The 12,760-nt window shown below is 49.8% G+C and carries 13 protein-coding genes and 3 riboswitches; all 13 genes read right to left on the bottom strand.

Going from position 1 to position 12,760, the window contains the following annotated elements; translation table 11 throughout:
* Window positions 1-173 precede the first annotated feature (173 nt).
* Window positions 174-980 (bottom strand): transglutaminase domain-containing protein, encoded by an 807-nt coding sequence (locus V8F51_RS24765; RefSeq protein WP_337103189.1) that lies wholly within the window; start codon window positions 978-980, stop codon window positions 174-176.
* Between the two features lie 13 nt (window positions 981-993).
* Window positions 994-1,072: riboswitch (cyclic di-GMP riboswitch) on the bottom strand.
* Between the two features lie 53 nt (window positions 1,073-1,125).
* Window positions 1,126-1,204, bottom strand: a riboswitch (cyclic di-GMP riboswitch).
* Window positions 1,205-1,259: 55 nt separating this feature from the next.
* Window positions 1,260-1,338: riboswitch (cyclic di-GMP riboswitch) on the bottom strand.
* Window positions 1,339-1,813: 475 nt separating this feature from the next.
* The gene (lysS, locus tag V8F51_RS24760; RefSeq protein ID WP_337103188.1) at window positions 1,814-3,334 is read right to left on the bottom strand and encodes a lysine--tRNA ligase; all 1,521 of its coding nucleotides are present in this window, start codon (window positions 3,332-3,334) and stop codon (window positions 1,814-1,816) included.
* Between the two features lie 89 nt (window positions 3,335-3,423).
* A complete protein-coding gene (gene greA, locus V8F51_RS24755; protein ID WP_337103187.1) occupies window positions 3,424-3,900 on the bottom strand; it encodes a transcription elongation factor GreA in 477 nt (158 codons plus the stop codon).
* A 342-nt stretch (window positions 3,901-4,242) separates the two neighbouring features.
* Entirely contained in the window at window positions 4,243-5,280 is a 1,038-nt protein-coding gene (gene dusB / locus V8F51_RS24750; RefSeq protein ID WP_337103186.1) for a tRNA dihydrouridine synthase DusB, read from the bottom strand.
* 62 nt (window positions 5,281-5,342) lie between these two features.
* Window positions 5,343-5,555, bottom strand: a complete 213-nt coding sequence (locus V8F51_RS24745) for a helix-turn-helix domain-containing protein (protein WP_337103185.1) — start codon at window positions 5,553-5,555, stop codon at window positions 5,343-5,345.
* Window positions 5,507-6,067 (bottom strand): 2-amino-4-hydroxy-6-hydroxymethyldihydropteridine diphosphokinase, encoded by a 561-nt coding sequence (gene folK / locus V8F51_RS24740; protein ID WP_337103184.1) that lies wholly within the window; start codon window positions 6,065-6,067, stop codon window positions 5,507-5,509. The genes V8F51_RS24745 and folK overlap by 49 nt, the downstream gene beginning before the upstream one ends.
* Entirely contained in the window at window positions 6,039-6,425 is a 387-nt protein-coding gene (gene folB / locus V8F51_RS24735) for a dihydroneopterin aldolase (protein ID WP_337103183.1), read from the bottom strand. Before folB ends, folK begins: the two co-directional genes overlap by 29 nt.
* 47 nt (window positions 6,426-6,472) lie before the next feature.
* Window positions 6,473-7,330, bottom strand: a complete 858-nt coding sequence (folP, locus tag V8F51_RS24730; RefSeq protein WP_337103182.1) for a dihydropteroate synthase — start codon at window positions 7,328-7,330, stop codon at window positions 6,473-6,475.
* 20 nt (window positions 7,331-7,350) lie between these two features.
* On the bottom strand, window positions 7,351-8,244 hold the full coding sequence (pabC, locus tag V8F51_RS24725; protein WP_337103181.1) for an aminodeoxychorismate lyase: 894 nt from the start codon (window positions 8,242-8,244) through the stop codon (window positions 7,351-7,353).
* Window positions 8,241-8,822: an aminodeoxychorismate/anthranilate synthase component II gene (gene pabA / locus V8F51_RS24720; RefSeq protein ID WP_337103180.1), complete on the bottom strand. Its 582-nt coding sequence runs from the start codon at window positions 8,820-8,822 to the stop codon at window positions 8,241-8,243. The genes pabC and pabA overlap by 4 nt, the downstream gene beginning before the upstream one ends.
* A 16-nt stretch (window positions 8,823-8,838) precedes the next feature.
* A complete protein-coding gene (locus V8F51_RS24715) occupies window positions 8,839-10,413 on the bottom strand; it encodes an anthranilate synthase component I family protein (protein WP_337103179.1) in 1,575 nt (524 codons plus the stop codon).
* A gap of 262 nt (window positions 10,414-10,675) precedes the next feature.
* The gene (gene cysK, locus V8F51_RS24710) at window positions 10,676-11,614 is read right to left on the bottom strand and encodes a cysteine synthase A (RefSeq protein WP_337103177.1); all 939 of its coding nucleotides are present in this window, start codon (window positions 11,612-11,614) and stop codon (window positions 10,676-10,678) included.
* 162 nt (window positions 11,615-11,776) lie between these two features.
* Window positions 11,777-12,751, bottom strand: coding sequence for a peptidylprolyl isomerase (locus V8F51_RS24705; RefSeq protein ID WP_337103176.1), 975 nt, complete (start codon window positions 12,749-12,751; stop codon window positions 11,777-11,779).
* Window positions 12,752-12,760 lie beyond the last annotated feature (9 nt).

Raw genomic sequence — 12,760 nt, 5'->3', positions numbered from 1 at the left:
TTCAAAGAACAATCTTTTCTTTCGTGTCGGCCGTATGTTTCAGCGGCGACTTAGATAATATATCACAGACGCCTATAGCATTGCAAGCACTTTTTATATAAACCTTTAAACTGTTTTCTATTATAGAAGATAACAAAAAAACACGATGCCAAAGCACCGTGTCTAATAACTGTCTAGTATTGTTTTGCTGCCGAATATTTCGAAGCATCTTTAATTAGATCGAACTTCTTGTTACTCTTCTTGAGACCAGCGTCTACCGTCGTATCAATAATTACCCATTTGCCATTCAAGAACACTTCGTTCCAAGCATGATATACACTAACATATTCCGTGTCACCCATTACGAGCTTAGTAGGAACTCCTACACTACGAAGCATTGCAGCGAACAACGACGAGTAACCATAGCAGATATCTTTTTTCGTCGAAAGTGTTTTGTCGATGCTTGGGAGGTAGTCAGTCGAAATGTTGGCTGCCAAATCATAATCATATTTGATGTTATTAATGATATAGTCGTAGATTGCTCTTACTTTCTCATTGTCTGATTTGCTGTTTTTTGTTAGCTCTTTTGCTTTAACAATAGCAAGACTCGAGCTTGTCCATGCTACATTTTGCACCGAATTCAAGTAAATCACGCTGTTGTTAGCAAGGTTAAGCTTAACTGTTTCTTTGTTAACTACTTTATATTTGTTGCCTTCTGTATTCTCTAACACCGACACGGTGTAATCGCCATTTCCAAGTTGCAGCGGGAATTGTTCTACTTTCTTGGAAGCTGTCATGTTATATGTATATTTATTATCGCCTTTTGCGATCATAACTTTTGTTTTCACGTTAGCCTTTACTTCATAGGATACCGATACAATGCCTTTATCTAGACTAGCTGTGTTCAACCAAGTTGTGTTTTCGCTAGCTTCTGCACTTGTAACTTTAATCGATGCGATCATGATGAACGCTACTGCTATCATAAGAATAAACTTACGCATGAATAAAACTCCCTTCGGTAGCTGGCTGCCATCTTTCAGAAGGCCCTTTAGCTTTGCGTCCCTACCTTTCGATAGGTTTGCCGTTATCGTGTAAAGTTTCATAGGACTGCTTGTCCCTTGTTATAAAACAAAAAAAGCTCTGTCTTTCGGTAGCTGGCTGCCATCATAAGGAAGGCCCTTTAGCTTTGCGTCCCTACCTTTCGATAGGTTTGCCATTATCGTGATTCGCTTTTTCTAATACTTGTCCTACTATTTAGTAAAATAAAAAATGCTCCGTCGTTCGGTAGCTGGCTGCCATCATAAGGAAGGCCCTTTAGCTTTGCGTCCCTACCTTTCGATAGGTTTGCCATTATCGGGATTAGCATCGATAGTCCTATATTACCATATGATTCTAGTAATTCAATACTATCTAGCAAAAAAATAGATCAAAATCTTACAAAAAATAATAGCTACTTAAACCTTTCCTCAATATCGTAAGTAATCGTTTTTGATTTCTCTTTGTTGTTATCTTTCCAAGTTACTTTGGCGCAAACAACTTTATTGCTCTCTAGATCGGTATTGCCGATTTTACATAAGAATTTGTCGATTTGTACGTTACTTTGCAGTACTTATGTAGAACTATGTAACATAGGTGTTTCGCAAGCTCTATTTTAATACTGATGATCTAGGGGTGTAAATTTAGCGCCATTAGATGTATTCACATTCATCCGTTTACTCGAAAAAAACTTAATATGGAGCAATAAGAAAAAGCGCGGCCGTCAGACGGTTATTCACCATCAACGCGGCCACGCTTCTATAGTTACTTGTATCTTGCTTTACGTATCGCTCGTCCCTTACTCGCCGGAGCGTTGCTCTCTCATATGCGGGAACAACAGTACGTCCCGGATCGAAGGCGCATCCGTCAACAACATAATGAGACGGTCGATGCCGATTCCCAAACCGCCAGTAGGCGGCATACCGTATTCAAGGGCACGGATGAAGTCATCATCCATCTCATGCGCCTCGTCGTTGCCGTGCTCTTTCTCTACGAGCTGTGCCTCGAACCGTTCGCGCTGGTCGATCGGATCGTTCAGCTCTGTAAAGGCGTTCGCGTGCTCGCGCGCTACGATGAATAGCTCGAAGCGGTCCGTGAAGCGCGGATCGACTTCACTCTTCTTCGCCAGGGGCGAGATTGCAACCGGATGTCCGGTAACGAACGTAGGCTGAATCAGCGTATGCTCGCCAAATGTTTCGAAGAACGCGTTCAAGATATGACCAAACGTCATATGCGGCTCAACCGCAACTTTATGCTCCTTAGCAAGGCGATGTGCTTCCTCGTCGGTCATTTCCACGCTGAAGTCGACACCCGTAAGTTCCTTCACGAGATCGACCATCGATACGCGGCGCCATTGCGGAGTCAAGTCAACTTCTTGGCCTTGGTACGTAATCTTCGTTGTCCCAAGCACCTCTTGTGCGATATGCGCAATCAGATTCTCGGTCAGAGCCATAATATCTTTGTAGTCAGCGTAAGCCTCGTACAGCTCTATCATTGTGAACTCAGGGTTGTGACGCGTCGAGATACCCTCGTTGCGGTATACCCGGCCGATCTCATATACCTTCTCCAAGCCGCCCACGATAAGACGTTTTAGATGAAGCTCGATCGCAATACGCATATAAAGCTGCATATCGAGCGCATTATGATGAGTGATGAAAGGACGAGCAGCAGCTCCCCCCGCAATCGAGTGCAGCGTTGGCGTCTCTACTTCTAAGTAATCTCTCGAATCGAGATAACGGCGCATCGATTGAATGATCTTGGACCGGGTAATGAAGGTTTGTTGAACGTCCGGATTCACAATCAGGTCGACATAACGTTGACGGTAACGCAGTTCGACGTCCTTCAGGCCATGGTACTTGTCAGGCAGCGGCAGCAGCGACTTCGTCAATACGTCAACATCTTGCGCTTTGACGGAAACTTCGCCTGTATTCGTCTTGAACACGACGCCATGTACGCCGACAATATCACCAATATCAAGCAGATCGAAAGCAGCGAACTTATGCTCTTCGACCGTGTCCTTGCGGACGTAGATTTGAATCTTGCCGCTCAAGTCCTGGATATGCGCGAAGCCCGCCTTGCCCATGCCGCGCTTCTGCATAATACGGCCGGCGATGCTCACTTTAACCGCTTGGCCTTCCAGCTCTTCCTTCGTAGACGCTTCATAGGCTGTTAGTATATCTTTGGCATTATGAGTGCGCTCGAACTTCTTGCCGAATGGATCAACGCCTAAAGCGCGAAGCTCGTCTAGTTTGTCTCTGCGGATCTGCAGAAGCTCACTTAACTCCTGCTCCTGTCCCTGCTCGTTATTCTCATGTTCCACTTTCGTTCATCTCCCTGATACGTAAGGGTAACCGATAACGTTCAAAAAGCTTCCGGCAAGGAAGCTTTCTAAACCATTCATCGCAAACCTTATTTTTTGATATCGACAATTTTATATTGAATGATGCCGGCTGGTACGTTCACTTCTACAACGGTGCCTTTTTTCTTGCCTAGAATCGCCTTGCCAACCGGACTTTCATTAGAAATCTTATTTTGGAGCGGATCGGACTCCGCGGTGCCTACAATCGCATATTCCATTGTATCGCCGAATTCCATATCTTCAACCGTTACAATAGAACCAATACTCACTGTATCGATATCGATATCATCGTTATTGATGATACGCGCATTACGAAGCATCTTCTCAAGCGTAATAATACGGCCTTCAATAAATGCCTGCTCATTCTTCGCGTCCTCGTATTCGGAGTTCTCGCTAATATCGCCATAACCGATTGCAACCTTGATCCGCTCAGCGACTTCGCGTCGCTTGACCGACTTTAAGGTTTCCAGCTCCTCTTCAAGCTTCTTTAAGCCGTCCTGAGTCAGAATGATTTGCTTATCGTTCATCTTTCCGATTCTCCCGTCGTGTGACTTATTTTCATACCGTGTATGAATTCACTGTTACCTAATATATTACGCTTCATTGCCATCATACCTTGAGTCATTTCACTTTAAAGGGGTCTCTTGAGAGCCTCTTTGGATTATATTGCACGATTATATTTCAAAGTTGCCCCCAATGTCAATCAAAGCCAAACGTCCCATTGAAACCGTTTCACTTAGGCGTGAACCCATACATTCCGCATCATGCCGACATCTGTCGAACTTTGTCGATGCAAGTGCCGCTGCCTTCAAAATGAAGCATGCTCCGACATAGCGCTCCATTAAAAGCAGCGGCAACCGGCGATCAATTTAATGAATGATCTCTTCCGCTGCGGTATGAACGGATGAAGCGCCATTCTGCTCCTGCTCGTCCTCTTCTTCCAATGAGAGAATATAATTTTCCAAAATCGCCACCATGCGATCGCGGTCCGTTTCTTCCATAATAACGTCCTTCACGCGCGCGCCTCCTGGCAAGCCCTTCAAATACCATGCTAAGTGCTTGCGCATCTCGCGCACGGCTACCGCTTCGTTCTTCAGCGCGATCAGTCGGTCAAGGTGCAAGATCGCGACATCCATCTTCTCGCGCGGAGCCGGATCGCCCAACAGCTCGCCCGTTGCCAAGTACTGAATCGTACGATAGAGCATCCAAGGGTTGCCCAGCGCGCCCCGTCCGATCATAACGCCGTCGACGCCAGTGTGATCCAGCATCCTTCTCGCGTCCTCTGGCGAGAATACGTCGCCATTCCCAATTACGGGAATAGATACCGATTGTTTGACATCCCTTATGATGTCCCAATTCGCCTTGCCCGTATACAGCTGCTCCCGCGTCCGTCCATGCACACTAACGGCTTTTCCGCCTGCGCGCTCAACCGCACGCGCGTTCTCGATTGCATAAACATGCTCGTCATCCCAGCCGATACGCATCTTCACCGTAACCGGCTTTTTCACAGCGTCTACGACAGCAGACACCATCTCATAGATTTTGTTCGGGTCAAGCAGCCAACGAGCGCCGGCGTCGCATTTGGTTACCTTCGGTACAGGGCATCCCATATTAATATCGATAATGTCTGCATTCGTCTGCGTATCGACAACCTTTGCCGCCTCGACCAGCGACTCCCGGTCGCCGCCGAATATTTGCAAACTAAGCGGCTTCTCGCGCTCATCAACGAACAGCATCTCCATCGTACGTTTATTACCGTGCAGGATCGCCTTGTCGCTCACCATTTCTGCGCATACAAGTCCCGTTCCGAATTCCTTTGCTATTAAACGAAAAGCAGGATTGCACACGCCTGCCATCGGCGCCAGCACGACCCTATTCTTCATCTCGATGTCTCCGATTTTCAGCATGCCATTCCACACTCCTCATTGATATTATTTGATCCCAAGCGTCCTGTGCCGGACGTCAGGCTTTATTCACGGGTATCCGACATTAATTCCTCATAATCGATCCCCAGCGTGCTCGCAATATGGTTAAGCAGCTTCGGATCCGTCTTCCTCGTACCTCGCTCCAGCGAGCCCAATACCGCAACAGATACGCCCAGCACTTTGGCCAGCTCCTGCTGCGTATAACCCTTCAGCTTTCGAAAGGCTCTGACGCGCTGCGCCAATTGATTGTTTTCCATAACGTGATGCCTTCCTTTCCATCCTGAAGCGCGCTGCCGGCCGCCAATGAAACTTCGTCCCGCAACGAATGCGATAATTCTATAACGTCATTTAACGGTACAAGCACGAATGACCGCTCCATCATGCGCGGATGCGGCAGTGTCAGCTCCTCTTGATTCATTCTGACATTATCGTACAGCAGGAGGTCGAGGTCAATGGTTCTCGGTCCCCAACGTATCTGCCTAACTCGCCCTAGCTGCAGCTCATATTCGAGCAGCTTGCGCAGCAACTCGATCGGAGAGAGCGAAGTGCGGATTGCTATCGCCATGTTCAGAAATGCAGGCTGATCTGTATATCCGACAGGATCTGTCTCATAGATGCCCGACACCCTTCGCACCTCAATGGTTGGTTCACGGTCAATCAGTACGATAGCCTCCGTGAGAAGCAGCTCTCGCTCTCCCATATTCGATCCTAAAGCGACGTACGCTTCGAAAGTTTGCCCGTTAGGCGGGAATCGCTCTTCCATCTGCATCCCGCTTTCTCCGCATCTCGATCGTTACCCCGTCAAAGTGGATATCGAACGGAGGATGCGGCTTTGTTACTCGAACCGTCACTTCATTTACCATAGTATAAGCTTCCAGAACCCGTGATGCAATGTGACCCGTTAAAGCTTCGATCAGCTTGAAAGGAGGTCCTTCCACAATCTCTTTCGTGAATGCATGGATCTCCGCGTAGTTAATTGTATAGTTCAAATCATCGGTCTCAGCAGCTTGGCCAAGCTCCATATGCAGCACGATATCGACGTAAAACTGTTGCCCTAGCTTGTTCTCTTCGGCAAAAACGCCATGATACCCATAGAAACGCATCCCTTTAATCGCCATTTGGTCCATTTCCGTCACTCCTCACAGGCAAATGCCTTATTTCTTAATCTGCAACTTTATATGTTCTTATATTGTAAAATAGCGTCCGTCATCAAAGCGGTCTGCTTCATCTCGCGAACGTCATGCACCCTTACAATATGACTGCCTTGCGCGATACCAAGCGCAACTGTCGCAGCCGTGCCGAAAGCCAGCTCTTCCACGGGTAAGCACAGCGTGTCCCGAATAAACTTTTTGCGCGATGTGCCGAGCAGTACCGGATAACCCAGCTCCGACAGTTCGGATAAGCGAGCAAGCAGCTCTAAGTTGTTCTCGTACGTTTTCGCGAACCCGATACCGGGATCAAGCCATACCTGAGACTCCGAAACGCCGGCCGTCTTCGCAATCTCGACACTGCCAAGCAGATCAGCCAACACATCAGGCACGAAATCGTTATAGTCACGCGCATGGCGGTTGTGGTTAAGAATAACGGGGCAGCCGAACTCTGCGGCCACTGCCGCCATCTCGGGATCGCCCTTCAAGGCCCATATATCGTTAATAATATGAGCGCCCGCTTCGAGCGCCTGACGCGCCGCAGCAGCCTTATACGTGTCTATTGACAGCGGTATATGCGGAATCTCCTTCCGCACTGCTTCAATAACAGGAATGATGCGTCGCAGCTCCTCATCCAGAGGAACGGGCTCGAAACCCGGACGCGTCGATTCGCCGCCGATATCGAGAATATCCGCTCCATCCTCCACCATAGCGAGCGCGTGGGCTACCGCAGCATCTACCCCCGTATACTTGCCGCCATCAGAGAAGGAATCCGGCGTCGCATTGAGGATGCCCATAATTAATGTACGTTTTCCAAGTTCCAGCCGAATGCCGCCGTTCAACTCATATACCCAATGTCTATTATGTGTGCCGCTCTTGCTCATGCTGCCACTCTCCTTAACCGTTATTCATTCCCGACAATTTGCGATGCATCTGCACGATAGAGCGCTAGCAAGCCTCTCGTCAGCTCTCCCGCATAACCGTCGCCAACTTGTACAGTCTCGTTCCTGCTCACAATGTCGGATAGCGTCGTAATCGGTATAAGCTCCTGTATGGAGTTAGTCATCCATATTTCATCAGCCTGTACAAGCTCTTCCCATGTAAAATATCCTTCATGCACCGAACGCCCTGCTTCCCGCGCAAGTTCTAAGACACGCTCGCGCGTCACACCGGGTAAGATGCCCGTATGAATAGCCGGCGTGTACAAGATGCCGTCCTTCACATAGAACAGATTGCTCACAATGCCTTCAGCGAGCCAGCCTTCCTTCGTCAGCATAAGCCCCTCTGCTCCTGACGGAGGAGAAGAGGCAAGCAGCTCACGCTTCGCAATAATATTATTCATATAATGGAGAGATTTGAATCTGATATCGCCTTCCGGCGTGTTCCGCCGCGTCTGCAGCAGCCTCAGCTCTCTTCCATGCATAGGAATCGAATCATTGACCGGCGGCAGCGACTTTACGAGCAGCAGCACGCTCGGCTGCTCGTAATCGCCCGTTGGAAGACCAAGCTCGCCTACGCCAGCGCTTACCGTCAGACGGACATAACCGTCCGTCAGACCGTTCGCAGCCAGCAGCTCAGTCACCTGCTCGCTAATTCCCTTCTCGTCGCCACGATACTGAATGCCTAGCTGTTCGCAACCGGCCTGCAGCCGCCTTAGATGGCGGTTCAGCAGATAAGGACGGCCGCCGTAAGTACGGAACGTCTCAAACAGGCCCAGACCGTACAAAAAACCGTGATCGTAGACCGAGATCACGGCTTCGCTTGCTTCCTTAACAGAGCCGTTCAAGCTGACTTTCATCGCGCGGCTCCGGTTTTATTTTGCAAAAAGTTACGAAGCATCGTCAGGCCATGCTCCGTGATGATCGATTCAGGGTGGAATTGAACGCCCTCAATCGCGTACTCCTTATGACGAAGACCCATAATCTCGCCTTCATCCGTTTCAGCCGTAATCTCTAGGCAGTCCGGCAGCGTCTCGCGTCGAACGATCAGCGAATGGTAGCGCGTCGCCGTGAATGGGGATGGCATGCCTTCGAAGATCGATTTGCTATCATGATGAATAAGTGAAGTCTTGCCGTGCATCAGCTTCTCCGCGCGGACAACATCGCCACCGAACGCTTGTCCGATCGACTGATGGCCTAGGCATACGCCGAAGATCGGAATAACGCCTTTGAAATGGTCGATGAGCGAGAGACTGATTCCCGCTTCATTAGGCGAGCAAGGACCTGGCGAAATGAGAATATGGTCGGGCTTCAGCGCTTCAATGCCCGCTAGGTCGATCTCGTCATTTCTTTTGACCACAATCTCTTCGCCAAGCTCTCCCAAATACTGAACGAGATTGTACGTAAAGGAATCGTAATTATCAATTACAAGGATCATCGTCTAAGCTCCCCTCTTATCCGTTGTTGGCTCCGGCCAACTGTTCGCTGTACTGAACGGCCTTCCACAACGCCTTCGCTTTGTTCAGAGATTCATAATATTCGCGTTCCGGATTCGAGTCGATCACGATACCGGCACCTGCCTGTATATGAGCAACGCCATCCTTTATAGCCATCGTTCTAATAATAATATTAAATTCCATATCGCCGTTATAGTCAATCCAGCCGAGCGATCCTGTGTACGGACCTCTTCGTACCGGCTCAAGCTCCTCTATAATTTCCATCGTCCGAATCTTCGGCGCGCCTGTAATGGTGCCTCCCGGGAACGTGGCCGCTATGACGTCGTACGCGTCCTTGCCTTCGGCAAGTATCCCTTCGACTTGCGACACAAGGTGCATCACATGCGAGTAATACTCGATGACCATCAGTTCCTTCACTTCAACCGTCCCGTACGCCGATATACGGCCGAGGTCGTTGCGTTCCAGATCGACGAGCATAATATGCTCGGCGCGCTCCTTCTCGTTAGCGACAAGCTCCTCTGCAAGCTGTCGGTCTTCTTCCTCTGTCCGCCCTCTGCGCCTCGTGCCGGCAATCGGTCTCGTTGCCAATCTGCCGTCTTGCAGCTCTACGAGCAGCTCCGGTGAAGCGGACACCAGCTGGAAGTCAGGGCAGCGCAGAAAGCCCATGTACGGCGACGGATTGAACAGCCTAAGCCATTCGTACAGCTCTTCCGGTGACGTATCAATCGCACGGCTCTGACGCTGGGACAGATTTACCTGGAACACATCACCTTGGCCGATATAATTGCGAATCGCTTCTACGGCATCCATATACGCCTGCTTCTTGAACGGAGAGCTAATATCGTTCATTTCTTCTATGTCGATATGAAGATGATCCGCTTCAGTCAGCTTAAGGCGCTTCTCCTTGACCGTCTCCGCCTTGCGGCACGCTTTCTCTTCCTCGAACCATGTCAGCCAGTAGTCTGTCATCCCCTCAGCGCGCGACAGCGCACGATCATAGGCTTCCAGCAGCTCCTGCTCGCCGGCATTCGGATCAATAGGCATATGGACCGCGCAATAAACAACGGAGCGCTCATGATCAATAATCCATAGTTCATTCATTCGCATGAACAAGTAATCCGGCAAAGCGAGATCATCGTCGGCAAGCTCTGGCAAACGTTCTATCGAACGGATCACATCATAGCTCCAGTAGCCGACACAGCCGCCGATCCACTTCGGTCCATCAACTAGACGCGGTCCGACTGCGCCCGCCATCCATTCCCTCATCACTTCAAGCGGCTTGCCATGCCAGTTGCGCCGGCTCTGCTCCTCTAGCGATTCGTAGGTGACGGATTCAGCCGTCAGTCCTTTGCCCCGAATAATTGCATCCGGATGCAAGCCCAAATACGTATACTTGCCATCCTTCCCGCTCTCCAGGACAACGGCATACGGTGATGCGTCCTGCCATGCTTCTTCCCAAGAAGTGACTATGCCGCTATCACGACTCTGAAATGGCAATTCCTTAAGCAACGGAAGCGTCGTATATTTCCGCTCGGCGTGCCACCGGACCCACTGCTTTCTATCGGTGACCATCACCCTCAACCCCCGTTCATCTGACTTATTTTGCCTAGTATACAGAATAGCGCGGCAAAAGAAAAGGGCGCGGCCTCTTTCTTGAAAATATAGGAGTATATCGTTTCACTAATAGACTTACGCCTATATTTCACCGGAATGAAACGCGCTACACCGCCAAAGGACGGCGTCAGCCGTTTCACCTTGAGGACCCTGGCAGTAAATGGAGAAAAGCCTCCCACTCCGAGGAATGGAAGGCTTGAATTGCAGCTATCGTTATGGATTAGTTGTCGAAGTTGAAGAGCGGTGTGCTCAGGTAACGTTCACCGTTACTTGGAACAATCGCTACTACGCGTTTGCCTTCGCCAAGTTCTTTGGCAACTTGAAGCGCTGCGAAGATCGCTGCGCCGGAAGAAATACCGCAAAGGATACCTTCTTCTTTAGCTGCGCGACGCGCATATTCAAAAGCATCTTCGTTCTCGATTGTAATAACGCCGTCATAGATCTCACGGTCCAAGATGTCAGGCACGAAGTTAGCGCCGATACCTTGAATCTTATGAGGACCTGGCTTACCGCCGGAGAGCAACGGGGAAGCCGCAGGCTCAACCGCGTAAATTTTGATACCGTCGAAATTCTTCTTCAAGATTTCGCCAGCGCCTGTAATCGTACCGCCAGTGCCGATACCAGCGATGAAAGCGTCCAACTTGCCGTCAAGCGAGTTGATCGCTTCAACGATCTCAGGACCAGTCGTTTCGCGGTGAATCTTCACGTTCGCTTGGTTCTTGAATTGTTGCGGCAGGAAGTACGTAGGGTTCTCTTGCGCAAGCTCTTCCGCTTTGCGAACCGCTCCGTTCATGCCTTCCGATCCTGGCGTCAGAACGAGATCAGCGCCGTATGCGCGAAGCAGGTTGCGACGCTCAAGGCTCATCGTCTCAGGCATTACAAGAATAGCCTTGTACCCTTTCGCTGCTGCGACAAGAGCAAGCCCGATGCCTGTGTTGCCGCTTGTTGGTTCAATAATCGTATCGCCAGGCTTAAGTACGCCTTCTGCCTCAGCTACTTCTATCATGCTGATTGCAATACGGTCTTTCACGCTTGCGCCTGGATTCTGGTACTCCAGTTTCACGTAAACTTCTGCGCTGCCTTCAGGTACGAGACGGTTCAAACGGACAAGCGGTGTATCGCCGATTAGATCTGTAACACTATTCACGATTCTAGCCATGGAAATGATTGCCTCCCTATTCCGACTAAATTAGTAGGTTATTAAACTAATTCCATCTTAACAATGTCTTGCATCCGTTGTCAATAGCGACTTTATCTATATTTTGCCTGATTACTCAGCTATATCCCAGCAATCCCATTCATCGTCCTGATAAACGAGTGGCTACTCGTTCTTAACCGCTTTATATTTGACAAGCAGCTTCTCCTCTTGTGCACTCATCGGACCTGCTAGCTCCAAAGCAAGCTGCTTGCGTACCGTATCCTTCAGCCGGCTTTCGGTCATGCTCGTTGTCATTCTGCGCTCCACAAGCCGAATGATGGCGAACCCGCCGTCCACGGCAATCGGCCCTGCCATCTCAGCAATCTGCAGACGGCTCGCCGTATCCATCATCTCGCTGTCATAGAACGGGTCGTCCGCATCAATAAGTCCGAGATCGCCGCCGTCTTCCGCCGTGAACGAATCCAATGAATACGTTCGCGCCATCGTAACGAAATCTTCCCCTTCCGTCAGCCGCTCCAGCACCTCGTCAGCTTGCTGCTCGTTCTCCGTCAGTATCCACTGAAGATGCAGCTGTTCTTTGGGGGCGAACTCTTCCGGATGCTCAGAAATATACTGTTCCACCTCGTGCTCGGTAACATCGATACTGCGAACGACGATTTTCTCCATTAATAAGCGATATCGAACATCTTTCAACAGCTGATCCTGGGTATAGCCAAGCTGCTCTTGCATGACCTCATAAAACTCCGCTTCGCTCTCGTAGCCTTCAGCCATTAATTCCAGTTCTCTAGTCTGCTCCTGACTCGATACAGTCAAATTAGACTGAGCTGCTTCCAGCTCAATCGCTTTGTGGAGCATCATCGTCCGCAGCACCTCGTCGCCGTACTGCTTTTGCAGCTCGGCTTGCAGCTCGGCCATCGTAATTGGCTCGCCATCAACAGTGGCAACAACTTGCCCCATGTCCGAAGGAGAACTGCCGTCCGCATCGCCCACACCTTCCGACTCTTCATTCCCTTGCGTTCCGTCACCGACTAGCGGCTGCTGCGATGGCCACACTCTGACGACCACAACGACAGCAAGCACGACCATGCATACGGCTTGAAGGATGACAACGGCCTTCAGCACCTCGTATTTCTTCATTCCCCTACT

The sequence above is a fragment of the Paenibacillus sp. YIM B09110 genome (genome assembly GCF_037167145.1).
Classification (GTDB): domain Bacteria; phylum Bacillota; class Bacilli; order Paenibacillales; family Paenibacillaceae; genus Pristimantibacillus.
This window is presented reverse-complemented; position numbering and strand designations above follow the sequence as displayed.